Here is a 24375-nt window from a genome sequence, read left to right as displayed (position 1 = left end):
ACCTTTCAGGCGATGCGGCTGCGGGCCCGGGCGATGGCTGCCCGGACCTGGTTGGGGGCCGTACCACCGATGTGGTCGCGGGCGGCGAGGGAGCCATCGACTGTCAGTACTTGGAACACGTCCTCGTCCAGACGTTCGACGGCGCCGGCCACATGGGCCATGGCGGCCTTGAGCTCGTCGAGGGCGATCTGGGGCAGGTCGCAGCCCTTGGCGTCGGCGGCACGCACGGCCAGGGCAACGGCCTCGTGGGCGTCGCGGAAGGGCAGGCCCTTCTTGACCAGGTAGTCGGCGAGGTCGGTGGCGGTGGCGTAGCCCTGGGTCAGGGCTGCCTGCATGGCGTCGCGCTTGACGCGGACGTTGAAGACCTTCTCGCCGGTGGCGGCGTCGACGCGGCTGCCCATCATGTCGGCATAGATGCGCAGGGTGTCGATGGCGGTGTCGGCGGAGTCGAAGAGGGGTTCCTTGTCTTCCTGGTTGTCCTTGTTGTAGGCCAGCGGCTGGCCTTTCATGAGGGTCAGCAGGGAGACCAGGTTGCCGTTGGCCCGGCCGGTCTTGCCGCGGACGAGCTCGGGCACGTCCGGGTTCTTCTTCTGGGGCATGATCGAACTGCCGGTGCAGAAGCGGTCGGCCAGGTCGATGAAGCCGACGCGCGGGCTCATCCACAGGATGAGCTCTTCAGACAGGCGCGACAGGTGGGTCATCAGCAGGGACACGGCGGCGCAGAATTCGATGGCGAAATCGCGGTCGGACACGGCGTCCAGGGAGTTGAAGCAGACCTCCTCGAAGCCCAGCAGCTCGGCCACGTATTCCCGGTCGATCGGGAAGGTGGTGCCGGCCAGGGCCGCCGAGCCCAGCGGCAGGCGGTTGACGCGCTTGCGGCAGTCGGCGAAACGCTCGGCGTCGCGGCGGGTCATCTCGTAGTAGGCCATCAGGTGATGGCCGAAAGTCACCGGCTGGGCCACCTGCAGGTGGGTGAAGCCGGGCAGCGGGGTAGTGGCGTGGTGTTCGGCCAGGTCGAGCACGGCCAGCTGGAATTCGCGGATCAGGCCGAGGATGCTGTCGATGGCGTCGCGCAGCCAGAGGCGGATGTCGGTGGCCACCTGGTCATTGCGGCTGCGGCCGGTGTGCAGGCGCTTGCCGGCGTCGCCCACCAGGGCGGTCAGGCGCTTCTCGATGTTCAGGTGGACGTCTTCGTCGTCGAGGTTCCAGTTGAACTCGCCACGCTCGATCTCGCCGACGATCTGGCTCATCCCGCGTTCGATGTCGGCCAGGTCCTGGGGGGCGATGATGCCTTGCCGGGCCAGCATCTTTGCGTGAGCCAGGGAGCCGCGGATGTCCTGCCCGGCCATGCGGTTGTCGAAGAAGACGCTGGCGGTGTAGCGCTTGACCAGGTCGGACACGGGCTCGGAGAAACGGCCGGACCAGGCCTTGGCGGTGCCGTCCTGCGGCGCGGATTGATCTGCCATAATTCGGTGGTGCTCTCAGCTGTGTAAGGGGGCTGTCTTGCCCCGGGGAGAAACCCGTGGATTCAAGGTTTTGGCCCTGATTGTGACCCATGAGTATAAATCAAAACCTGCCGCGCGCCGGCCGTGGGGCGCATCGGCCTCCGCTTCCCGACTTCCGCAATCTTGGGGTGGTGCTGCGCGTGGTGGTGCTGGTCAATGCCCTCGCCATGGCGGCAGTGCTGGTGCGCAACGGAGAGCTGTCCCGCCTCGGCGGGGAAATCCTCGACATGGCGCTGCGGGTCGAGTTTCCGCTCATCCTGTGCGTCGCCGTGCTGTTCCTGGCGGCGCCGCTGCTGAGTCGGCTGGCACCGGTGGCAGGGCAGGCTGCGACGGTGCTGCTGGTGGTGGGCATGACCTCCCTGGTGCATGGACTGATGGCGCCGCTGGGCGGTGATGTGATGTGGCCGGTGCTGTGGTCGCTGGTGGTGGCGCTTTGCGTGCTGGCCTATTTCCAGCAGCGCAGCGCCGCCCACGCGCCGGCCCTGGCCGAGGCGCGCCTGCTGGCCCTGACCGCGCGGATCCGGCCGCATTTCCTGTTCAACAGCCTCAATGGCGTGCTGGGCGTGCTGCGCACCAATCCGCGGCGGGCGGAGGAGGCGCTCGAAGAGCTGGCCGACCTGTTCCGTGCCCTGATGCAGGACAACCGGGAGCTGGTTCCGCTCAGCGAGGAGATCGCGCTGTGCGAGCGCTATCTCAGCCTCGAGCGCCTGCGCCTGGGCGAGCGCCTGCAAGTGCAGTGGTCGAGGGACGCGGAGGCCGAGGCGACGCGGGTGCCGCCCCTGCTGCTGCAGCCGCTGGTCGAGAATGCGGTTTATCACGGCATCGAGCCCGGCGCCGAGCCGGGCACGGTTTCGATTACCATCGCCCGGCACGGTCCGGAGGTGCACATCGGGATCTCGAATCCCCTGCAGGATCCGGCGCGCCACCATGCCGGCAATCGCATGGCCCTGGACAATATTCGCGAGCGACTGATGCTGTTCTTCGACCTTGAGGCCTCCCTCGACACCTGGCAGGAAGCCGGTGTCTACCGCGTGCGGATCCGCCTGCCCTTCCGGAGCCGGCCATGACTGACAGCCCGCTCCCGGCGCCGCTGGCCGTGCTGGTGGTCGACGATGAGGCCCCAGCGCGTGAGCGTCTGCGCGACGTGCTCGGGGATGTCGCCGCAGAGCAGCCCAACCGGGTGGTGGGGCTGGCCGCCAACGGCATCGAGGCCTTGTCGATGCTCGGCGGCGGCGGGGTGGACCTGATCCTCACCGACATCCGCATGCCTGCCATGGACGGCATCGAGCTGGCCCGCCACGTCGCCCGCCTCGATCCGGCGCCGGCGGTGATCTTCACCACCGCCTACGACGAATACGCGGTGCGGGCCTTCGAGTTGGCGGCGGTGGATTACCTGCTCAAGCCGGTCCGCGCCGTGCGGCTGGCCGAGGCGCTGGCCAAGGCGCGGCGCCTGCGCCCACCGGCCGACGAGATCCTGCGCCGCATCGCACCGTCGGTGCGCAGCCATTTCAGCGTGAGCGAGCGCGGGCGCATCCTGCTGGTGCCGGTGGCCGACGTGTTGTTCCTGAAGGCCGAGCAGAAATACGTGGTGGCGCGTACCCGCGACCGCGAATACCTGCTCGACGAATCCCTGGTGCAGCTGGAGGAGGAGTTTCCCGGCCAGTTCCTGCGCATCCACCGCAATTGCCTCATCGCGCCCCGCCGCGTGAAGGGCGTGGCCCGCGCCACCACCGGCGAGGACGGCGAGGCCCACTGGGTGGTGTTGCTGGAAGGGCTGGCCGAACAGCTGCCGGTGAGCCGCCGCCAGTGGCCCCAGGTGAAGGACGCGCTGGGCGTCTGAGCGCCCGTTTGCCGCGCAGGGAACGTCGGGTTTTGCGGGTGTTCCAAGGTCTGCTCCCGTAGAATTGCGACCCATGGAAAACCCCGGCACCGCCCCCTCTTTGCTCTCTTACCCCCGCTATCGTCCCGACCTGAAGCGGGCGCCTTTCCTGCCCATGTCCCGGGCGGAGATGGATGCCCTTGGCTGGGACGTCTGCGACATCATCGTCGTCACCGGCGATGCCTACATCGACCACCCCAGTTTCGGCATGGCCCTGATCGGCCGCACTCTCGAGGCCCAGGGCTTCCGGGTCGGCATCATCAGCCAGCCCGACTGGCAGTCTGCCGATGCCTTCCGGGCGCTCGGCAAGCCGCGCCTGTTCTACGGCATCACGGCCGGGAACATGGACTCGATGATCAACCGCTACACCGCCGACCGTAAACCGCGTTCGGACGACGCCTACACGCCCGATGCCCTGCCCGACAGGCGCCCCGACCGGGCCGTGGTGGTGTACGCCCAGCGTGCCCGCGAGGCCTTTCCCGACGCCAATATCGTGGTCGGCAGCATCGAGGCCAGCCTGCGCCGCATCGCCCACTACGACCACTGGTCCGAGAAGGTGCGCCGCTCGGTGCTGCCCGACTCCAAGGCCGACCTGCTGGTCTTCGGTTCCGGCGAGCGGGCGGTGCTGGCCCTGGCCCACCGCCTGGCCGCCGGCGAGCCCATCGAGGCCATCCGTGATCTGCGCGGCACGGCCTTCATGGTCAAGCCCGGCTGGCGGCCGGAGGGCTATGTGGAGGTCGACTCCGTGGCCATCGATCGCCCCGGGCCCGTCGAGCCCCACCCCGACCCCTACGCCATGGAGCCTGTCGGGGCGGCTCCAGCGGCCCCGCAGGCTCCGCCGTCGGCCCAGCCCATCCGCATCATTCCCGCCGCCGAGCGCGTCGCCGCCCGCAAGGCCGCCCGCGCCCACCAGGTGATCCGCCTGCCGGCCTACGAGGTGGTGAAGGACGACAAGGTGATGTACGCCCATGCCTCGCGCACCTTCCACCTGGAGTCCAACCCCGGCAACGCCCGGGCCATGGTCCAGGCCCACGGGGTGGGCCCCGGCTGCCGCGACGTGTGGCTCAACCCGCCGCCCATTCCCCTCACCACCGAGGAGATGGACTGGGTCTTCGGCCAGCCCTATGCCCGGCGTCCGCACCCGGCCTACGGCGAGGCGCGGATCCCGGCCTGGGACATGATCCGTTTCTCGATCAACATCATGCGGGGCTGCTTTGGCGGCTGCACCTTCTGCTCGATCACCGAGCACGAGGGGCGCATCATCCAGAGCCGCTCGGAGCAGTCCATCCTCAAGGAGATCGAGGAGATCCGCGACAAGACGCCGGGCTTCACCGGCACCATCTCCGACCTGGGCGGGCCCACCGCCAACATGTACCGGATGGCCTGCAAGGACCCTCAGATCGAGTCCTCGTGCCGGCGCCTGTCCTGTGTGTTTCCGGGCATCTGCGAAAACCTGGGCACCGACCACGGCCCCCTGATCAGCCTGTACCGCAAGGCCCGGGCGATCCCCGGGGTCAAGAAGGTGCTGATCGGTTCCGGCCTGCGCTACGACCTGGCCGTGCGTTCGCCCGAATACGTGAAGGAGCTGGTCACCCACCACGTGGGCGGCCTGCTCAAGATCGCCCCGGAGCATACCGAGGAGGGGCCGCTCAACAAGATGATGAAGCCGGGCATCGGTACCTATGACCGCTTCAAGGAGATGTTCGAACGCTTCTCGAAGGAGGCCGGCAAGAAGCAGCACCTGATCCCCTACTTCATCGCCGCCCACCCGGGCACCACCGACGAAGACATGGTTAACCTGGCCCTGTGGCTGAAGGCCGGCAATTTCCGTCTCGACCAGGTACAGACCTTCCTGCCGACGCCGATGGCCATGGCCACCACCATGTACCACTCGGGCAAGAACCCCCTGCGCAAGGTCTCGGCCGATTCGGAGGCGGTGGATACCCCGAAGTCCGGTCGCCAGCGCCGCCTGCACAAGGCCTTGCTGCGCTACCACGACCCGGAGGGCTGGCCGCTGATCCGCGAAGCCTTGCGGGCCATGGGCCGGGCCGACCTGATCGGTGCCCAGCCCCGGCACCTCGTGCCGCGCGACCAGCCGGTGATCCTCGAGCGGAGCACGACCGGCAAGGATCACACGACGGGCCGCTCCCTCAAGACGGGGGGCAAGTTCGCCAGCCCCGTCGGCGCCCGGCGTGCCCCGCCCGCCGCGCGCCCGGGTACTCCCCGGACGCCGGCTGCCGGTAAGGCCCGCGGCAAAGGCTGAAGCCTCGGCCCGCGGGCTTCAGCTTCCGTCCGGCAGGCGGAAGTAGTCCGGCACGAACATCTCCGGCGGTACTTCGTGGCGCACGTAGTCCGGGTGGCGGACCCGCTCCGGCAGGTCCACCAGCGGGCGCTGGACTTCCTCGTAGGGCATCTCGCCGAGCAGGTGGTGGATGCAGTTGAGGCGGGCGGCCTTCTTGTCGTCGGCCTGGACGATCCACCACGGGGCTTCGGGGATGTGGGTGCGCTCCAGCATGATCTCCTTGGCCTCGGTGTATTTCTCCCAGCGGGCGCGGGATTCCAGGTCCATCGGGCTGAGCTTCCACTGCTTGAGCGGGTCATGGATGCGTGACAGGAAGCGGAAGTGCTGCTCGTCATCGGTGATCGAGAACCAGTACTTGATCAGCTGGATGCCCGAGCGCACCAGCATGCGTTCGAATTCAGGCACCGAGCGGAAGAACTCCTCGTAGTCGTCGTCCGAGCAGAAGCCCATGACCCGCTCCACACCGGCCCGGTTGTACCAGCTGCGGTCGAACAGCACCATCTCGCCGGCCGCCGGCAGGTGTGGCACGTAGCGCTGGAAATACCACTGGGTGCGCTCCCGGTCGTTGGGGGCGGGCAAGGCCACCACGCGGCACACCCGCGGGTTGAGGCGCTGGGTGATGCGCTTGATCACGCCGCCCTTGCCGGCCGCGTCGCGGCCTTCGAAGAGGATCACCACCCGGTGTTTCGTCGTGGCCACCCAGTCCTGCAGCTTCACCAGCTCGCCCTGCAGGCGCAGCAACTCCTTGAAATAGCGCTGGCGCTGGGCCTTCTCCGCGTCCGTGGGTGGGTGGACCTCGCCGGCGCCGATCTCGTCGAAGCGGCGGTCGTCCAGCTCGAGTTCCAGTTCCTCGTCGTAGCTGTCGAGGAGTTCGCGTTCCAGGCGACGATGCAGGTCGCCGATTTCCTGTTGATCCATGGGGTCTCCGGTCGGGGATGGGCGTAAAAAAGCCGGTCGCAGGGGCGAGCCTGCGCCGGCTGTGTTACGCCTGGTCGACCGGGGAGCGGGCTCAGCCGCTGTTGCGCAGCCCCGCGGCGACGCCGTTGATCGACAGCAGGATGCCGCGCCGCACGCGCTCGTCCTGGTGGCCTTCGCGGTAGCGGTGGAGCAGCTCCACCTGCACGTGGTTGAGCGGGTCCAGGTAGGGGAAGCGGTTGTGGATGGAGCGCTTGAGCAGCGGGTTTGCGTCGAGCAGGGCCTCCTGGCCGGTGATCGCCAGGAGCATGCCGACGGTGTCTTCGTGCTCCTGTTCGATCCGCGGGAAGATGGCCTGGCGCAGGGCCGTGTCCTTGACCAGCTCTGCATAGCGGCTGGCGATGGCGATGTCGCTCTTGGCCAGCACCATGTCCATGTTGGAGAGCAGGGTGGCAAAGAAGGACCATTCCTTGTGCATCGCCTGCAGGCGGGCCAGGCCGGCGTCGCCGTGCGTGTCCAGGTAGCCCTTCACCGCGCTGCCGAAGCCGTACCAGCCCGGCAGCATGAGGCGGCACTGGGCCCAGCTGAAGACCCAGGGAATGGCGCGCAGGTCTTCGATGGCGGTGGACTTCTTGCGCGAGGCCGGGCGGCTGCCGATGTTCAGCGCGGCGATTTCCGAGATCACGGTGGACTCCCAGAAATAGCGCTCGAAGCCGTCGGTCTCGTAGACCAGATTGCGGTAGGCCTTGAAGGCCGCATCCGAGAGCTCGTCCATGGCCTCGAGGTATTCGGGCCGGGGAGCCGGGTCGCGGGGGGCGAAGAGGGTGGCCTCGAGGGTGGCGGAGGCCAGCACCTCCAGGTTGCGCCGGCCGACCTCGGGGTTGGCGTACTTGGAGGCGATCACCTCGCCCTGCTCGGTCAGGCGGATCTGGCCCTGCACCGCGCCGCCCGGCTGGGCCAGGATGGCCTGGTAGCTGGGGCCGCCGCCACGGCCGACGGAGCCGCCACGGCCATGGAACAGGCGCAGGCGCACGCCGTGGCGGGCGAAGCTGTCCACCAGGCCGATCTCGGCCTTGTAGAGCTCCCAGCCGGAGGTGAGAAAGCCGCCGTCCTTGTTGCTGTCGGAATAGCCGAGCATGACCTCCTGCTCCTTGCGGCGGGATTCCAGCAGGGCCATGTAGGCGGGAATGGCGAACAGGCGGTCCATCACGCCGGCGGCGTTCTGCAGATCGCCGATGGTTTCGAAGAGCGGGATGATGTTGACGTCGAGCACCCCTTCGGCGGGGCGCAGCAGGCCGGATTCCTTGGCCAGCACGGCAACCTCGAGGATGTCGGAGACGTCGTCGGTCTTGGAGATGATGCAGTTGGGCACGGCTGCCTTGCCGTAGCGCAGGTGGGCTGCGCGGGCGGCGCGGAAGATGGCCAGCTCGCCGCGGCTTTCCTCGGAATAGTCGATCCACGGTGAGGCCAGCGGGCGCGAGGTGGCCAGCTCTTCGAGCAGCATCGCGCAGCGGCCGGCTTCGTCCAGGGCCAGGTAGTCCTTGGCGGGGTCGGCGGCCTTGAGCAGCTCGGCGACGACCCGCTCATGCACGTCGGAGTTCTGGCGCAGGTCGATCGGCGCCAGGTGGAAGCCGAACACCGATACCGCGCGGCGCACGTGGCGCAGGCGGCCGCGGGCCAGGGCGCCGAGGCCGTTGGCGGTGAGGGAGCGATGCACCACCTCCAGCTCGTCGGCCAGCTCGTCCGGGCTGACGTAGGGGGCGGCCGGGCCCACCGCGTGGCGCGGCGGCTGGTGACCGAGGAGCTGCAGGTAGGTGGCGGCGAGGCGCGCGTAAACACCGGTCAGAGCGCGGCGGTAGGGTTCGTCGCTGCGGTGCGGCGAGCCGTCCGGCGAGGCTTCGGCCAGGCGCAGCAGGGCATCGGAAGCGCTCACCAGGCCCTGGGCCACGGACAGCTGGGAGCCGAGGGTGTGCACCTCGTCCATGTAATAGGTGAGAACCTTCTCGGCCTGGGTGGCCAGGGCCTTCTCGAGGATCTCGGCGGTGACGAAGGGGTTGCCGTCCCGGTCGCCGCCGATCCAGCTGCCGACCCGCATGAAGTTGGGCAGCTCGAGGGCGCCCCAGCTGCGGTCATGGGCGGCCAGGCGGTCTTCCACACAGGCGTAGAGGCGGGGCAGCTCGCGCAGGAATGTGTAGTCGAAATAGGACAGGCCGTTGCTGACCTCGTCCATCACCGACAGCTTCTCGGTACGCAGCATGCGGGTCTGCCACAGGGTCAGCACGGCGCGACGCAGGGCCTCGTCGTTGGCCTGCTGTTCCTCGGGGGTGAGCTGCATGCGGTCGCGCTCGTCGAGCAGGCGGGCGATCACCATCTGGCAGTTGAGGATGCTCTTGCGCTGCACCTCGGTGGGGTGGGCGGTGAGCACCGGCACCACGTTGGCGCTGTCGAAGAAGGCGGTCAGCTCGGCGCTGCCCATGCCGGCGTCAAAGGCCCGCTGCAGGGCGTGGGCGAGGCTGCCCTCCTTGGGCGCCGAGCCGGCGATCTGGTGGGCACGGGAGCGGCGGATGTGGTGCTGGTCCTCGGCGATGTTGGAGAGGTGCGAGAAATAGCTGAAGGCCCGCACCACGTCGATGGTCTGGTCGCGGGACAGGGAGTCGAGGGTCGCCTCCAGCTCCCGGCGGGCGCCCTGGTCCTCGTGGCGGCGGAAGCGGATGGAGCTCTGCCGGATGGTTTCGACCAGGTCGAACACCGCTTCGCCTTCCTGGGCGCGCACGGTGTCGCCGAGCACCCGGCCGAGCAGGCGGATGTCGTCACGGAGGGGCAGATCCTTGTCTTCGCTGTTTCTTTGGTCGCTCATCGGGGCGGGGTCCTGTGGGTTGCGTTCGCGCGAAAGGCGCATCAAGGCCCCATGCTAGAATCGCGACCCGAAAGATCGCCATAGGTGCCTACCCTGATGCTGCACTGCAGGAAGCCTGCAGAGTGCCCCGGTTTCCCGGTAGTTGTCCATATCCGCGCCCTTCGCCGATCACTTTCTTCCACCCTTCGCCGCCGAGTCCCCACACCGTGAGCGCACCTACGCCCGACCGCATCGTCATCGCCACCCGTGAAAGCCGCCTTGCCCTGTGGCAGGCCGAGCACGTCAAGGCCCGCCTCGAGGCCCTCTACCCGTCCTGCAAGGTTGAACTGCTGGGCATGACCACCCGCGGCGACCAGATCCTCGACCGGCCCCTGGCCAAGGTGGGCGGCAAGGGCTTGTTCGTGAAGGAACTCGAAACCGCGCTGCTCGACCGGGCTGCCGACATCGCCGTGCATTCCATGAAGGATGTGCCGATGGAGCTGCCGCCGGAGTTCGCCCTGGTGGCCATCTCCGAGCGCGAGGTGCCGCTCGATGCCTTCGTCTCCAACAAGTACGAGAGCCTCGACGACATGCCGCCGGGCGCGGTGGTGGGCACCTCCAGCCTGCGCCGCGAGGCCCAGATCCACGCCCAGTACCCGATGCTGGCGGTGAGCAGCCTGCGCGGCAACCTCGACACCCGCCTGCGCAAGCTCGACGAAGGGCAGTACGACGCGATCATCCTGGCAGCCGCGGGCCTGAGCCGCCTCGGACTGGGCCAGCGCATCCGCTCCACCCTGCCCTCCGAGGTGTCCCTGCCGGCGGCTGGCCAGGGCGCCCTGGGCATCGAGGCCCTGGCCGATCGACCCGAAGTGGCCGCCTGGATGGCCCCCCTCGTCGATCCGCACTCCGCCGCCTGCGTGCGCGCCGAGCGAGCCACCTCCCGCGCCCTGGCGGGCAGCTGCGAGGTGCCGTTGGGTGCCTATGCCGAAGTACAGGATGGCGAGCTGCGCCTGCGCGGCTTCGTCGCCCTGCCCGATGGCTCCCGCATCGCCCGTGCCGAACGGCGTGGCCCCCTCGACCAGCCCGAGGCCCTCGGCCTGGCCCTGGCGGCCGATCTGCGCGCCGACGGCGCCGACGAGATCCTCGCCGGCCTGTAAGCGCGGAAGGCATGGCCGGGCAGCCCCTCGCCGGGCGGATCATCGCCATCACCCGCCCTGCCGGGCAGGCGGACGCGCTGTGCGCGACGCTGGCGGCGCTGGGAGCCGAGCCGCTGCGCTTCCCCCTGCTGACCGTCGCGCCGGTGGATGATCCCGCGCCCCTGCAGGCCATGGCCGGGCAGCTGGCCGACTATTCGATGGTGTTCTTCGTCAGCCCCAACGCCGTGCGCCATGCGCTCGACGTGATGCTGCCGGTGGCGCCCTGGCCGTCCGCGGTGGCGGTGGCAACCGTCGGCAGGGGTAGTCAGGCCGTGCTGGCCGAGCGCGGCTTCCAGGGCGTGATCGCCCCCGAGCAGGGCTTCGACAGTGAATCCGTGCTCGCCCTGCCGGCCTTCCAGCCGGCCGCGGTGGCGGGGCGGCGCATCCTGATCCTGCGCGGTGACGGCGGACGCGATCTGCTTGGCCAGACCCTGATCGAGAGGGGCGCCCGGGTGGACTACCTCACCTGCTATCACCGCAGTGGCCCGGCCACCGATCCCGCGCCCCTGCTGGCCTCAGCCAGGGCTGGCCGCCTGTCGGCCCTGACCATCACCAGCAGCGAGGGGCTGGGCTACCTGCGGGCCCTGCCGGGGGCCGAGGCCCTGCTCGACCTGCCCTTGTTCGTGCCCCATCCGCGGATTGCCGAACGGGCCGGAGAGACCGGTTTTTCCCGGGTGATCGTCACCGAAGCGGGAGATTCCGGTCTCGTCGCCGGCCTCGTCGCCCACTTCGCCCCCCGTAACCACAACACGTATCCGGGTTAAACTCACGCCCATGAGTAGCGAAATCCCCAGCCTGCCGTCTCTTGACGCCGCGCAGCCCGTCCTGCCCGCACCGGCCCCGTCCTCCTCTTCCTGGCGTCGCCCCTCCGCGATCATCGCCGCCCTTGCCGTGGCCTTGCTCGGCTGGCAGTGGGTCGAGACCCGCAGCCGCATGGCCGACCTGCAGGAAGAGCTGGCCCGTCGCCTGGCCCAGGGTGACACCGCCGCCTCCGAAGCCCGTGTCCTGGCCCGCCAGGCCCAGGAAAACCTGCAGGACCTGCAGGGCAAGCTCGGCGCCCTGGAGGCACGCTTCTCGGAAACCCAGGGCCAGCAGGTCGCCCTGGAGGCGATGTACCAGGAATTCTCCCGCACCCGCGACGACCGGGTCCTGTCCGAGGTCGAGCAGGCGCTCACCATCGCCGTGCAGCAGCTCCAGCTGGCTGGCAACGTGCATAACGCGCTGGCGGCACTGCAAACCGCCGACGCCCGCCTGGCCAGCGTCGAGCGGCCCCAGTGGCTGCCACTGCGCAAGGCCATCACCGAAGACCTGGAAACCCTCAAGGCCTTGCCCCAGGTGGATGGTGCCGGGGTGGCCCTCAAGCTCGAAACTCTGATCGGCCGTCTCGATCGCCTGCCGCTGGCCTTCGAGGCCCGTCCGCGCAGCGAGGCGCCGGCCGCGGTGGCCGAGCAGGGCTGGCTGCAGGCCCTGTGGCAGGATTTCTGGCAGGAGTTCAGCCAGCTGATCCGCATCGAGCGCATGGACCGCCCGGACCCGGCCCTGCTGGCGCCGAGCAATGCGGTCTTCCTGCGCGAGAACCTCAAGCTGCGCCTGATGAACGCCCGCCTGGCCCTGCTCACCCGCGACGGCAACACCTTCCGCGAAGACATGCGCATCTCGGCAGAATGGCTGGACCGCTATTTCGACGTCCGCAACCCGGCCGTGGCCGCCGCCCGGGCCGAGCTGCTGGCGCTCCAGAAGTCGCCGGTCGGTGTAGACCTGCCAGGGCTCAATGCCAGCCAGAACGCCTTGCGCAGCCTGCTCTCCGTCTCGGAGCGGCGCGCTGAGCCGATCCCCGCGGCGACGCCGGCCAGGGCGGCGCGTTCCGCCCGCAAGAACTGAGGCCGGCCATGCGTGGATTGCTGTGGTTGCTCGGCCTCTTTGCCCTGGCTGCCGGCCTTGCGGTGGCCGGGCGCTATAACGAAGGTTACGTGTTGATGGTGTGGCCGCCGTACCGGCTGCAGATTTCCCTCAACCTCCTGATCCTCCTCTTCATCGCCAGCTTTGCCGCCCTATATGGTCTGTCGCGCCTGGTGGCGCGGACCCTGGCCCTGCCCCGCGCGGTGCAGCAGTTCCGCGCCCGCAAGAGTCGCGAGCGGGCCTCCCAGGCCATTTATGACGCAACGCGCCTGCGCATCGAAGGGCGCTTCGGCCAGGCGCTCAAGCAGGCCACCGCTGCGTACGAGGCGGGTGAGTCCCCCGGGCTGGCCGCCTTGCTGGCGGCACGGGCCGCTCATTCGCTGCGCGACGACGAACGCTACCGCCAGTGGCTGACCCGCGCGGCCGCCCACGACGAGGAGGTGCGGGTCGCACGCCTGATGACCGAGGCCGAGCTGGCCGTCGAGGGGCGCCGTTTCGACGAGGCGGCCGAACGGATCGCCGATCTGCAGGCCGGTGGCCAGCGTCACATCGCGGCGCTGCGTCTGGCGCTCCGCACCGCCCAGGCGCGTGGCGACTGGGTCGAGGCGGTCCGCCTGGTGCGTCAGCTGGTCAAGGTGCGGGCCATGACCGCCGAGCAGGCCGATCCGGTCAAGCGGCGGGCCCACCAGGAAGGCCTGCGGCAGCGCGCCGGCGATGCCCTGGCCTTGCAGACCTACTGGCAGGCGGTGCCCCGCGACGAGCAACGCGACCCGCGCCTGGTCACCGAGCTGGCCCGGGCCCTTATCGCCGCCGGCGACAGTGCAACGGCGCAGAAGGTCATCGAGGTCCAGCTGGCATCGGCCTGGGATTCCATCCTGGCCGGTGTGTATGGTCGCTGCGAGGAGGGTGACGTACGCAGCCGCCTGGCCCATGCCGAGGAGTGGCTCAAGCTCCATCCGCGGGATCCGCAGCTGCTGCTGAGCCTTGGGCGCCTGTGCGTGCAGTCCCAGCTGTGGGGCAAGGCCGAGAGCTACCTGGGGGCGGCGCTGGCCATCGAGCCGGGCTGGGAGGCCCACGTGGAGCTGGCCCATCTGGCCGAGCGTATCGGCAAGACCGATGATGCCAACCGCCACTACCGGGCTGCGGCCGAGCTGTCGCGGCGTTGATCGCGGGCCGGTGTTCTGCCGGCCTGTCTTTTCTGTTTCAAGTTAACGGCATAAGATTGACTGCCTCCGGCCCGTGTCCCCATCGGGACCGGGTTCTGGCGGCCGATAGGTTTTAACAATCCAGATCATTTCATCAATCAATTTGAACGATATGGTCGGCCGCCCTATCATGTGATCTCCAAGTTTCACCAACCTCTCATCAACCCGTTAAGGAAACGCGATGTCCCTGATCAATACCGAAATCAAGCCGTTCAAAGCCAGCGCCTTCCACAATGGCAAGTTCGTCGATCTGACCGAAGCCGATGTCAAGGGCAAGTGGTCCATCTTCTTCTTCTACCCGGCCGACTTCACCTTCGTGTGCCCGACCGAGCTGGGCGACATGGCTGATGTGTACCCCGAATTCCAGAAGCTGGGCGTCGAGGTCTACTCCGTTTCCACCGACACCCACTTCGTGCACAAGGCTTGGGCCGATGCGTCCGAGACCATCAAGAAGATCACCTACCCGATGATCGGCGACCCCACCGGCGCCATCACCCGCAACTTCGACGTGATGATCGAAGAAGCCGGCCTGGCCCTGCGTGGCACCTTCGTGGTGAACCCGGAAGGCCAGATCAAGGTTGCAGAGATTCACGACCTGGGCATCGGCCGTGACGCTTCCGAGCTGCTGCGCAAGGTGAAGGCTGCCCAGTACGTCGCCTCCCACCCGGGCGAAGTGTGCCCGGCCAAGTGGCAGGAAGGCGCCGAGACCCTGAAGCCGTCTCTGGACCTGGTCGGCAAGATCTGATCCGCCGCCAATAGCTGCAAGTCGTTCCAGAACGCCCGGGCGTCCGTCGGCGCTCGGGCGTTTTTACATCCGAAATTCGAGAATCAAGGAGATCATCATGCTGGATGCCACCCTCAAGACCCAGTTGCAAGCCTATCTGACCAAGGTGACCCGTCCGGTGGAGATCAAGGCGTCCCTTGATGAGGGTGATTCCGCCCGCCAGATGCGCGAACTCCTGCAGGAGATCGTCAGCCTGTCGCCCCTGCTGTCCTACGTCGAAGTGAGCGGCAGCGCCGAGCGCAAGCCGTCCTTCCAGATCACCCGCCCGGGCATGGACATCGGCATCCACTTTGCTGCCATTCCCCTCGGCCATGAATTCACCTCCCTCGTGCTGGCCCTGCTGCAGACCGGCGGTCATCCGCCCAAGGTCAGCGAGGAAGTCCTTGCCCAGATCCGCGACCTGGACGGGGAGTTCAACTTCGTCACCTATATTTCGCTGTCGTGCCAGAACTGCCCTGAGGTGGTCCAGTCCCTCAACCTGATGGCGCTGCTCAACCCGAAGATCCGCCACACCACGGTGGATGGCGCCCTGTTCCAGGACGAAGTGACCCAGCGCCAGATCATGGCGGTGCCGACCATCCTGCTCAACGACAAGGAGTTCGGCCAGGGCCGCATGGAGCTCGAGCAGATCCTCGCCAAGGTGGATGCCGGCGCCGAAGCCCGCGCGGCCGCCAAGATCGCCGGCAAGGAAGCCTTTGATGTACTGGTGGTGGGCGGCGGGCCGGCCGGCGCAGCAGCGGCCGTCTATGCGGCGCGCAAGGGCATCCGCACCGGTGTGGTCACCGAGCGTTTCGGCGGCCAGGTGCTGGACACCCTGGCCATCGAGAACTTCATCTCCGTGAAGGAGACCGAAGGCCCGCGCCTGGCGGCGGCCCTCGAAGAGCACGTCAAACAGTACGACGTGGACATCATGAACCTGCAGCGGGCCGAAGCCCTGGTGCCGGGCAAGGACTACGTCGAGGTCAAGCTGGCCAGCGGCGCCAGTCTCAAGTCGAAGACGGTGATCCTGTCCACCGGCGCCCGCTGGCGCGACATGAACGTCCCGGGCGAAACCGAATACCGGACCAAGGGCGTGACCTACTGTCCCCACTGTGACGGCCCCCTGTTCAAGGGCAAGCGGGTCGCGGTGATCGGCGGTGGCAACTCGGGCGTGGAGGCCGCCATCGACCTGGCGGGTGTGGTCGCCCACGTGACCCTGCTGGAGTTTGACAGCAAGCTGCGGGCGGATGCGGTGCTGGTGAAGAAGCTCGAGAGCCTGCCCAACGTGAAGATCATCGTGAGCGCCCAGACCACCGAGGTAAACGGCGATGGCCAGAAGGTTGTCGGCCTGACCTACAAGGACCGTGTCTCGGGCGATGTGCACAAGGTCGAGCTGGCCGGCATCTTCGTGCAGATCGGCCTGCTGCCCAACACCAGCTGGCTGAAGGGCACGGTCGAGTTGTCGACCCGCGGCGAGATCATCGTCGATGACCACGGCCGCACGTCGGTGCCGGGGGTGTTTGCCGCGGGTGATGTGACCACCACGCCCTACAAGCAGATCATCATCGCCATGGGGGACGGTGCCAAGGCTTCGCTGTCGGCCTTCGACCACCTGATCCGCAACTGATCCCGGACGGGCGCATGCCCGTTCATAAGTTAAACAGCCGCCGGTTCGTGAGAGCCGGCGGCTGTTTTCATGGGGGCTTCCTGCAGCGGGTCAGGTCCACTCACGAGGTACGAGGAATTCCTTGTACAGCCGCTCCTCGGCGCTGCCGGCCTCTGGATGCCAGTCGTAGCGCCACTTCACGATGGGCGGCATGGACATCAGGATGGACTCGGTGCGGCCGCCGGACTGCAGGCCGAACAGGGTGCCGCGGTCGAAGACCAGGTTGAACTCGACATAGCGGCCGCGCCGGTAAGCCTGGAAGTCACGCTCCCGCTCGCCGTAGGCGGTGTCGCGACGGCGCTCGACGACAGGCAGGTAGGCGGGCAGGAAGGCGTCGCCGACGCTGCGGGTCATGGCGAAGGCCGCGTCGAAATCCACCTGGCCGTCGGCGCCGTGGTCGTCGAAGAACAGTCCGCCGACACCGCGCGGTTCATTGCGGTGCTTGAGGAAGAAGTAGCGGTCGCACCAGTCCTTCAGGCGCTGGTACTCGGCCTCGCCCCAGGGCAGCACGGCGGCCTTGCAGGTGGCGTGGAAGTGGCGGACGTCTTCCTCGAAGGGGTAGTAGGGGGTCAGGTCCATGCCGCCGCCGAACCACCACACGTCGTCCTTGCCGGGTGCCGAGGCGATGAAGAAGCGCACGTTCATGTGCACCGTCGGGCAATAGGGATTGCGTGGGTGCAGCACCAGGGACACGCCCATCGCTTCGTAACTGCGGCCGGCCAGTTCGGGGCGGGCGGCGGTGGCCGAGGGGGGCAGGCCTTCGCCCATCACGTGGGAGAAGTTGCAGCCGCCGCGTTCGAAGAAGCCGCCTTCCTCGATCAGGCGGGTGAGGCCGCCGCCGCCGGCGGGGCGTTCCCAGCTGTCGGTGACGAAGGGCTTGCCGTCGAAGGCTTCGAGGGCTGCGACGATACGGGCCTGGAGATCAAGAAGGTAGGCTTTGACAGCGGCGCGGTCGGGCATGGGAAGTCTCTCGGGATGAAACGTGAGCGGCTCCCGGGGGAGCCGGACGGGCATCAGGTGGCGGGCAGCAGGCGCTTGGCGTAGACGTCCCGGTCCATGTCGCGGGCGTCCGCCGTGACCTGGACGGTTTGCGGGCCTGGGCCGATGCAGGCGCTCATGGCCAGCACCAGGGCTTCGGTGAGGCGCTGCTTGGTGGCCTTGTCGCGGCCGGACAGCATCGCCAGCTCGGCATGCACGAAACCGTGATCGGCCCCGCTGCCGACCCGGAAGTGCTCCACCGGGATCAGCCGTACCTTGATGGAGTCGGGCGGGTTGAAGACGCCGCTGGAGAGCAGGGCGTCGCAGGCTGCCTGGGCGAGGCTGGCGCCATCCAGGCGGCCCGCCATGTTGGAACTGTACTCGACGCGAAGGTGGGGCATGGTCGGATCAGCCCTTGCGGCCGACAGCCCGGTAGCCGATGTCGCGGCGGCATTGCATGCCGTCGAAGTGGATCTGGTCCACCAGCTCGTATGCACGCTTCTGGGCGCTGCGGACGTTGTCGCCGAGAGCGGTGACGCACAGCACGCGGCCGCCGCTGGTGCGGATCTCGCCATCAGCCTCGGTGGTGCCGGCGTGGAAGACGTGAGCATCGTCGGCGGCTGCGGCGGGGAGGCCGTGGATGGCGTCACCCTTGCGGGGGCTGTCCGGGTAGCCGGCGGCTGCCATCACCACGCCGAGGGCGAAGCGGCGGTCCCATTCGGCCTCGATCTTGTCGAGCTTGCCGGTTACGGCGGCCTCGACCAGGTCCACCAGGTCGGACTTGAGCCGCATCATGATCGGTTGGGTCTCCGGGTCGCCCATGCGGCAGTTGAATTCCACCACGCGGGGCGCGCCCTTGCTGTCGATCATCAGGCCGGCGTACAGGAAGCCGGTGTAGGGCAGGCCTTCTGCAGCCATGCCGGCGAGGGTCGGCATGATGATCTCGCGCATGGCGCGGGCATGCACCTCGGGGGTTACCACCGGAGCGGGCGAATACGCACCCATGCCGCCGGTGTTGGGGCCCAGGTCGGCATCCTTGAGGCGCTTGTGGTCCTGGGAGGTGGCCAGGGGCAGCGCGTGGCGGCCGTCGGCCATCACGATGAAGCTGGCCTCCTCGCCGTCCATGAACTCTTCGATCACCACCCGCGGGCCGCGCTCGTCGTACTGCACGCCCAGGGTGTTGTGGGTCAGCATGGCGTCGATGGCGGCGTGGGCCTCATCGACTGTCATGGCCACCACCACGCCCTTGCCGGCGGCGAGGCCGTCGGCCTTGATGACGATCGGGGCGCCTTCGGCGTCCACGTAGGCGTGGGCCTGGGCGGGGTCGGAGAAGGTCTGGTAGCGGGCGGTGGGGATGTGGTGACGCTGCAGGAACTGCTTGGCGAAATCCTTGGAGCTTTCCAGCTGGGCCGCCAGGCGGGTCGGCCCGAAGATGGGCAGACCGGCGGCCCGGAAGGCATCCACCACGCCGGCGGCGAGGGGGGCCTCGGGGCCGACGACGGTGAGGCCGATCTGTTCCTTGCGCACGAAGTCCACGAGCTCGGGGATCGCGGTGATGGGCAGGTTCTCGAGGCCGGGCTCGCGGGCGGTGCCCGGGTTGCCGGGTGCCACGAACACCTTGTGCACACGCTGGGAGCGGGAGAGTTTCCAGGCCAGCGCGTGTTCGCGCCCGCCGGAGCCGATGACGAGGATCTTCATGCTGCGGAACCTGCTCTTAGTGGCGGAAGTGGCGGAAGCCGGTGAGGACCATGGCGATGCCCTGCTCGTCGGCGGCGGCGATCACCTCGGCGTCGCGCATCGAGCCGCCAGGCTGGATCACCGCGGTGGCGCCGGCCTGGGCCAGCACGTCGAGGCCGTCACGGAACGGGAAGAAGGCATCGGAGGCGACCACGCAGCCGGGGATCACCAGGCCGGCGTTCTCTGCCTTGATCTTGGCGATGCGGGCGGAGTCCACGCGGCTCATCTGGCCAGCGCCGACGCCGATGGTCATGCCGTCCTTGCAGTAGACGATGGCGTTGGACTTGACGTACTTGGCCACGCGCCAGGCGAACAGCAGGTCGCCGAGCTCCTGCTCGGTGGGGGCGCGCTTGGTGACGACCTTCAGGTCGGCGGCGGTGATCGGGGCGAAGTCGGCGCTCTGCACCAGCAGGCCGCCGCCCACACGCTTGTAGTCGGGCTGCTTGACGGTGCCCAGCGGGACGATCAGCACGCGGACGTTCTGCTTGGCCTTGAGCAGCTCGAGGGCCTCCTCGGTGTAGGAGGGGGCGATCAGCACTTCCAGGAACTGGGCGCTGACGGCTTCGGCAGCAGCCTTGTCCACCGTGGTGTTGAAGGCGATGATGCCGCCGAAGGCTGACGTGGGGTCGGTGGAGAAGGCCTTCTTGTAGGCTTCCAGGGGGCTGGCCGCAACCGCCACGCCGCAGGGATTGGCGTGTTTGACGATGACGCAGGCGGCGGTGCCGTTACCACCGTCGAAAGCCTTCACGCACTCCCAGGCCGCGTCGGAGTCGGCGATGTTGTTGTAGGACAGCTCCTTGCCCTGCACTTGGGTGTAGGCGGCGATGGCGCCGGCCGGGGTGTCGGACTCCTTGTAGAAGGCGGCGGTCTGGTGGGGGTTCTCGCCGTAGCGGAGGTCCTGCACCTTGTCGAAGGCCAGCTGGAAGCGCTCCGGGTAGGCCTTCTTGGTGCCATCTTCCGCCAGGGCGGTCAGGTGGTTGGAGATGGCGGAGTCGTAGCGGGCCGTATGGGTGAAGGCCTTGCGCGCCAGGTCGAAGCGGGTCTGGTAGGACAGGGCGCCGGCGTTGGCCTTGAGCTCGGCGACGATGCCCGCGTAGTCCTCGGGGTTGGTCACGATGCCGACGCCGCCGGCTTCATTGCCGTGGTTCTTGGCCGCAGCGCGGACCATGGTGGGGCCGCCGATGTCGATGTTCTCGATGGCGTCCTCCAGGCTGCAGTCGGGCTTGGCCACGGTGGCCTGGAAGGGGTAGAGGTTCACCACCACGAGGTCGATGCGCGGAATGCTGTGCTCTTCCAGCTTGGCCAGGTGCTCGGGCAGGTCGCGACGGGCCAGGATGCCGCCGTGCACCTTGGGGTGCAGGGTCTTCACGCGGCCGTCGAGCATCTCGGGGAAGCCGGTGTAGTCGGATACGTCGGTGACCGGCAGGCCGGCGTCGCGCAGGGACTTGGCGGTGCCGCCGGTAGACAGCAGGGCGATGCCGAGGGCGGACAGTTCACGGGCGAATTCGATGACGCCGGTCTTGTCGGAGACGCTGAGCAGGGCTTGAGTGACTTTCATGGGGCTTCTCGGGAAAGCCGCGGACGGGCCGCGGCGCAAAAGAGGGAGTTCGGGAAAGCGCTGGATGCAGTCTCAGAGCAGCTCGTGCTCGGTGAGCTTGCGGCGCAGGGTGTTGCGGTTGATGCCGAGCATCTCCGCACACAGGGTCTGGTTGCCACCGGCCTGGCGGAGGACGAACTCGAGCATCGGCCGCTCGACGTTCTTGATCACCATGTCGTAGAGGGCGTTGGGCTTCTCACCGTCCAGATCGCGGAAATAGGTGTCCAGCGCGCGACACACGGAATCGGCGATCTCGTTGCTGGTACTGCTCATGCGGCAAGCTCCTGGGGGAATTCTTCGGGGTCTGCGTAGACCAGTCGGCTATCTCTGTCGGCGAGCCGGCCGAAGAACTCGTCTATGGCGGCAATCTGTTCTTGTACGGTCGGCAGGGTGTTCATGATGCGGCGGAATTGCGCCGATCCGACCAGACCCTTGGTGTACCAGCTGATGTGCTTGCGGGCGACCTTGACGCCGGTGTCCTCGCCATAGAAGGCGTAGAGGTCGGCCAGGTGCTCCTTGCAGACGAGCTGGATGTCGGAGACGAGGGGGGGAGGCAGCTCCTCGCCGGTCTTCAGGAAGTGTTCGATCTCGCGGAAGATCCAGGGGCGACCCTGGGCGGCGCGGCCCACCATGACGCCGTCGGCGCCGGTGTAGTCGAGCACGAACTTCGCCTTCTGCGGGGTGGTGATGTCGCCGTTGGCGATGACCGGGATGCGCACCCGGGTCTTCACGTCGGCAATGGTGTCGTACTCGGCGTCGCCGGTGTACTGGCAGGCGCGGGTGCGGCCATGGATGGCGATGAGCTGGATGCCCGACTCTTCGGCGATGCGGGCGATCATCGGCGCGTTCTTGTTGGCCTTGTTCCAGCCGGTGCGGAACTTGAGGGTGACCGGGGTGCTGCCGGCGGCGCTCACCACGGCTTCGAGGATGCGCGCGACCAGGGGCTCGTCCTGCATCAGCGCGGAGCCGGCCATCACGTTGCAGACCTTCTTGGCCGGGCAGCCCATGTTGATATCGATGATCTGGGCGCCGCGGTCGACGTTGTGGCGGGCGGCCTCGGCCATCATGGCCGGATCGGCGCCGGCGATCTGCACGGAGATCGGGTCCACCTCGCCATCGTGGTTGGCGCGCCGCTGGGTCTTGGCGCTGCCGTAGAGCAGGGAGTTGGAGGTGACCATCTCGGAGACGGCGAGCCCCGCCCCCAGCTTCTTGCATAGCTGGCGGAAAGGACGATCTGTCACACCCGCCATGGGGGCGACGAACAGATTGTTTCGCAAGGTGAATCCGGCGAATTGCATCGGGGAGGCGCGGCTGGGGAAAAGCAGCGCATTCTACCCCAAGGGCCCTCGCGAGGGCAGGGGCCGAAGTCCCTCAATGGCGGGCCGGGAGCTGTCGTTACGGAACTTCGGAGTACTGCATGCGCCCCTGGATGCGGGCGGCATGGGCCGCCAGGCGAGGGCCGAACCGGGTCTCGTACTTGCGCGGATTGGGCAGCATCACGGCCATCCGGGCGGCCTGCGTGGGGGCCAGGCGCGAGGCCGGCACCCGGTAGTAGCGCTGGGCGGCGGCCTCGCAGCCGAAGATGCCGTTGCCCCATTCGACCACGTTGAGATACACCTCGAGAATGCGCCGCTTGTCCCACAGGGCTTCGATCATCACGGTGATGATGGCTTCCTCGGCCTTGCGGAAATAGCTGCGGGACGGGGACAGGAAGAGGTTCTTGGCGAGCTGCTGGCTGATCGTCGAGCCGCCGGCCACCGCCTTGCCCTTCTTCTGGTTTTTCTCGATGGCCTTCTGGATGCCGTCCCAGTCGAAGCCTTCGTGGTCCACGAACTTGTCGTCTTCGGCGGCGATCACCGCGCGCTTGAGATGCACCGAGATCTGCTCGTAGGGCACCCAGCGGTAGTGCAGCTCGGCGTCGGGTTTGGCCTGGTTCAGTTCGGACAGGCGCAGGCTCATGAAGCTGGTCTCCGACGGCGGGACCCACTTCCACCACAGCACGTTGCCGAGCAGCCACAGGTGCCAGGCGATGAAGAGCAGCACCAGGGCCAGCAGGCCCCGGCGGATCCAGCGCCAGAAGATCTTCATCGACGGGCTGCGGGTTCAGAGGGCCGCGCGCAGCCCGGCCAGCACCGCCGTGGTGTCCGGGCGCACGCCGCGCCACAGGAAGAAGCTTTCGGCGGCTTGCTCGACGAGCATGCCCAGGCCGTCGGCCAGCCGGGCGGCACCCTGCTGGCGGGCCTGCACCAGAAAGGGCGTGTCGCCCTTGCCGTACATCATGTCGTAGGCCAGGCTGCCGGGGGCGTAGAGGCCAGCGGGCAGGTCGGGGGCGGCGTCGGAGAGACTGGCGCTGGTTGCGTTGATGACCACGTCGAAGTGTTGGCCGGCCAGCTCGGCAAAACCGCAGCCCTGCGGGCGCAGGGTGCCGGCGCGGGCGAATTCGTCGGCCAGCTCGGTGGCACGTGAGGCGGTGCGGTTGGCGATGGTCAGGCTCGCCGGGCCGGCCTCCAGCAGAGGCAGGATGGTGCCCCGGGCGGCGCCGCCGGCGCCCAGCAGGAGGGTACGCCTGCCTGCCACCGGGCAGCCGAGGGTGACCGTGATGTCGCGCAGGATGCCGGCGCCGTCGGTGTTGTCGCCGAGCACCCCGTCGGGGCCGAAGGCCAGGGTGTTGACGGCTCCGGCGGCCAGGGCGCGGGGGGTGTGCCGGTCGGCCAGGTCGAAGGCTTCGAGCTTGAAGGGGACGGTCACGTTGAGGCCGCGTCCGCCCGCGGCGCGAAAGGCCGCGATGGTGGCGGCGAAGCCGTCGAGGGGGGCGAGGAGGGCCTCATAGCTCAGCGTCTGGCCGGTCTGCGCGGCGAACAGACTGTGGATGCGGGGCGACTTGCTGTGGGCGATCGGGTTGCCGATCACGGCGTAGCGGTCCATGGAGGGTTCCCTGGCTTATTCGGTGTTTTCCGTCCGCACCACGTCCGCATTGGTGAATTTCCAGGTGCGGGTGATCACGATCTCGTCGGTGTCCTTGCGGATGGCGTCGGGGAAGGAGGGGAAGGGGGACGACAGCTGGACGATGCGTACCGCCGCGTCGTCGAGGATCTTGTTGCCGGAGGAGCGCTGGATCTCCACGTGCTTCACGTTGCCGTCGGCGCGGATGCTGATCGACAGCAGCAGGCTGCCATACAGTTTGCCGCGGGCGGCCGGCGGGTAGTTGAGGTTGCCGACCCGCTCGATCTTCTGGCGCCAGTCCTCCACGTACTGGGCAAAGCGGTATTCCTCGGTGCGGGCGCCGATGAACTTCTTGCGCGGGCGGGCCGCGTAGTCCACCAGGTCCTTGTCGATCTGGGCCTCGATGCGGGCCACAGCGGCGGAGCTGTCGAGCAGGTCGTAGCCGGAAGCCTGGCGGGGTGTGTCGACGGGATTGGTCTGGCGTGTGTCGGACGCGATCGAGGCCTTGCTGCGTGCCGTGGTCATGGCCTGCATCTGGGGCGTTTCGGCCTGCTCGCTGCGGCGTTGCGCTTCCACCAGGCCTGTGCCGGCCTGGCTGCTGTCCTGGGGCGGCAGGGGGGTGGCGAGCTTGTCGCCCTTCTCGCCGGTGCCGCCGCCGTCCAGATTGCTCTGCGCCAGCAGGTCGGCCTTGTCGGGCCGCTGGGCGTGGCGGGAGTTGACCAGCACCACGTCGAGCCCCCGGTCACGCAGCTTGAAATGGCTGGCATCCGGCATCACGAAATGCACCGTGAGCAGCAGGGCGTGCAGGCCCAAGGACAAGCCGACGCCCCACTCGAGGGCGTAGCGGGCGGTCTTGCCCATGAACACCGGCCAGTCGCGCAGGGCCTTGCCCGCCGGGCGGGGCGGGGCGGCGGAGCGGAAGAAGCGCGGGAGCACCGACACCATGGATGAGGC

21 protein-coding genes are annotated in these 24375 nt (G+C 68.2%); 9 read left to right on the top strand and 12 right to left on the bottom strand.

The annotated features are described in order from the left end of the window. Positions 1 to 5: 5 nt before the first annotated feature. Positions 6 to 1466, bottom strand: coding sequence for an argininosuccinate lyase (gene argH / locus HHL15_RS13640; RefSeq protein WP_169146338.1), 1461 nt, complete (start codon positions 1464 to 1466; stop codon positions 6 to 8). A gap of 89 nt (positions 1467 to 1555) precedes the next feature. Between argH and HHL15_RS13635 the strand changes: the two genes are divergently transcribed. The 3 genes from HHL15_RS13635 (at position 1556) to HHL15_RS13625 (ending at position 5647) form a co-directional block, all read left to right on the top strand. Next, on the top strand, positions 1556 to 2572 hold the full coding sequence (locus tag HHL15_RS13635; RefSeq protein ID WP_169146337.1) for a sensor histidine kinase: 1017 nt from the start codon (positions 1556 to 1558) through the stop codon (positions 2570 to 2572). Then, positions 2569 to 3345, top strand: a complete 777-nt coding sequence (locus HHL15_RS13630; RefSeq protein ID WP_169146336.1) for a LytR/AlgR family response regulator transcription factor — start codon at positions 2569 to 2571, stop codon at positions 3343 to 3345. Before HHL15_RS13635 ends, HHL15_RS13630 begins: the two co-directional genes overlap by 4 nt. Positions 3346 to 3499: 154 nt before the next feature. Further along, the gene (locus HHL15_RS13625; protein WP_235943398.1) at positions 3500 to 5647 is read left to right on the top strand and encodes a YgiQ family radical SAM protein; all 2148 of its coding nucleotides are present in this window, start codon (positions 3500 to 3502) and stop codon (positions 5645 to 5647) included. An 18-nt stretch (positions 5648 to 5665) separates the two neighbouring features. Here the strand turns inward: HHL15_RS13625 and ppk2 are convergent, their stop codons facing one another. After that, positions 5666 to 6604 (bottom strand): polyphosphate kinase 2, encoded by a 939-nt coding sequence (ppk2, locus tag HHL15_RS13620; RefSeq protein WP_169146334.1) that lies wholly within the window; start codon positions 6602 to 6604, stop codon positions 5666 to 5668. 91 nt (positions 6605 to 6695) lie between these two features. Next, a complete protein-coding gene (gene ppc / locus HHL15_RS13615) occupies positions 6696 to 9458 on the bottom strand; it encodes a phosphoenolpyruvate carboxylase (RefSeq protein WP_169146333.1) in 2763 nt (920 codons plus the stop codon). A 206-nt stretch (positions 9459 to 9664) separates the two neighbouring features. On the opposite strand from ppc, the gene hemC reads away from it, so the two are divergent. The 6 genes from hemC to ahpF all read left to right on the top strand — a co-directional run bounded on the left by hemC (position 9665) and on the right by ahpF (position 16127). Then, positions 9665 to 10594, top strand: coding sequence for a hydroxymethylbilane synthase (gene hemC / locus HHL15_RS13610; RefSeq protein WP_169146332.1), 930 nt, complete (start codon positions 9665 to 9667; stop codon positions 10592 to 10594). A gap of 11 nt (positions 10595 to 10605) precedes the next feature. Continuing rightward, complete coding sequence (locus tag HHL15_RS13605) at positions 10606 to 11397, top strand: uroporphyrinogen-III synthase (protein WP_169146331.1); 792 nt, start codon at positions 10606 to 10608, stop codon at positions 11395 to 11397. Positions 11398 to 11407: 10 nt separating this feature from the next. Further along, positions 11408 to 12514, top strand: coding sequence for a uroporphyrinogen-III C-methyltransferase (locus HHL15_RS13600; protein WP_169146330.1), 1107 nt, complete (start codon positions 11408 to 11410; stop codon positions 12512 to 12514). Positions 12515 to 12522: 8 nt separating this feature from the next. Further along, positions 12523 to 13698 (top strand): heme biosynthesis HemY N-terminal domain-containing protein, encoded by a 1176-nt coding sequence (locus HHL15_RS13595; RefSeq protein ID WP_169146329.1) that lies wholly within the window; start codon positions 12523 to 12525, stop codon positions 13696 to 13698. Positions 13699 to 13918: 220 nt separating this feature from the next. Further along, the gene (gene ahpC, locus HHL15_RS13590) at positions 13919 to 14482 is read left to right on the top strand and encodes an alkyl hydroperoxide reductase subunit C (RefSeq protein WP_169146328.1); all 564 of its coding nucleotides are present in this window, start codon (positions 13919 to 13921) and stop codon (positions 14480 to 14482) included. A 97-nt stretch (positions 14483 to 14579) separates the two neighbouring features. After that, positions 14580 to 16127, top strand: coding sequence for an alkyl hydroperoxide reductase subunit F (gene ahpF, locus HHL15_RS13585; protein ID WP_169146327.1), 1548 nt, complete (start codon positions 14580 to 14582; stop codon positions 16125 to 16127). 90 nt (positions 16128 to 16217) lie between these two features. Here the strand turns inward: ahpF and hemF are convergent, their stop codons facing one another. The 9 genes from hemF to HHL15_RS13540 all read right to left on the bottom strand — a co-directional run bounded on the left by hemF (position 16218) and on the right by HHL15_RS13540 (position 24366). After that, positions 16218 to 17126 carry an oxygen-dependent coproporphyrinogen oxidase gene (hemF, locus tag HHL15_RS13580; RefSeq protein ID WP_169146326.1) on the bottom strand — a complete coding sequence of 303 codons (909 nt, stop codon included), beginning with the start codon at positions 17124 to 17126 and terminating at the stop codon, positions 16218 to 16220. A gap of 53 nt (positions 17127 to 17179) precedes the next feature. Continuing rightward, positions 17180 to 17545, bottom strand: coding sequence for a 5-carboxymethyl-2-hydroxymuconate Delta-isomerase (locus HHL15_RS13575; RefSeq protein WP_169146325.1), 366 nt, complete (start codon positions 17543 to 17545; stop codon positions 17180 to 17182). Between the two features lie 7 nt (positions 17546 to 17552). After that, positions 17553 to 18842, bottom strand: coding sequence for a phosphoribosylamine--glycine ligase (gene purD, locus HHL15_RS13570; protein ID WP_169146324.1), 1290 nt, complete (start codon positions 18840 to 18842; stop codon positions 17553 to 17555). 16 nt (positions 18843 to 18858) lie between these two features. Continuing rightward, positions 18859 to 20439: a bifunctional phosphoribosylaminoimidazolecarboxamide formyltransferase/IMP cyclohydrolase gene (gene purH / locus HHL15_RS13565; protein WP_169146323.1), complete on the bottom strand. Its 1581-nt coding sequence runs from the start codon at positions 20437 to 20439 to the stop codon at positions 18859 to 18861. 72 nt (positions 20440 to 20511) lie between these two features. After that, positions 20512 to 20751 carry a helix-turn-helix domain-containing protein gene (locus HHL15_RS13560; protein ID WP_169146322.1) on the bottom strand — a complete coding sequence of 80 codons (240 nt, stop codon included), beginning with the start codon at positions 20749 to 20751 and terminating at the stop codon, positions 20512 to 20514. Further along, on the bottom strand, positions 20748 to 21776 hold the full coding sequence (gene dusB, locus HHL15_RS13555; protein WP_169146321.1) for a tRNA dihydrouridine synthase DusB: 1029 nt from the start codon (positions 21774 to 21776) through the stop codon (positions 20748 to 20750). Before dusB ends, HHL15_RS13560 begins: the two co-directional genes overlap by 4 nt. A 97-nt stretch (positions 21777 to 21873) precedes the next feature. After that, a complete protein-coding gene (gene mtgA, locus HHL15_RS13550; protein ID WP_169146320.1) occupies positions 21874 to 22566 on the bottom strand; it encodes a monofunctional biosynthetic peptidoglycan transglycosylase in 693 nt (230 codons plus the stop codon). Positions 22567 to 22581: 15 nt separating this feature from the next. Beyond that, entirely contained in the window at positions 22582 to 23403 is an 822-nt protein-coding gene (aroE, locus tag HHL15_RS13545; protein ID WP_169146319.1) for a shikimate dehydrogenase, read from the bottom strand. Positions 23404 to 23418: 15 nt separating this feature from the next. Next, on the bottom strand, positions 23419 to 24366 hold the full coding sequence (locus HHL15_RS13540; protein ID WP_235943390.1) for an energy transducer TonB: 948 nt from the start codon (positions 24364 to 24366) through the stop codon (positions 23419 to 23421). Positions 24367 to 24375: the final 9 nt, after the last annotated feature.

Origin of the sequence: Zoogloea dura (assembly GCF_012927165.1) — a bacterium.
Taxonomy (GTDB): domain Bacteria; phylum Pseudomonadota; class Gammaproteobacteria; order Burkholderiales; family Rhodocyclaceae; genus Zoogloea; species Zoogloea dura.
This window is presented reverse-complemented; position numbering and strand designations above follow the sequence as displayed.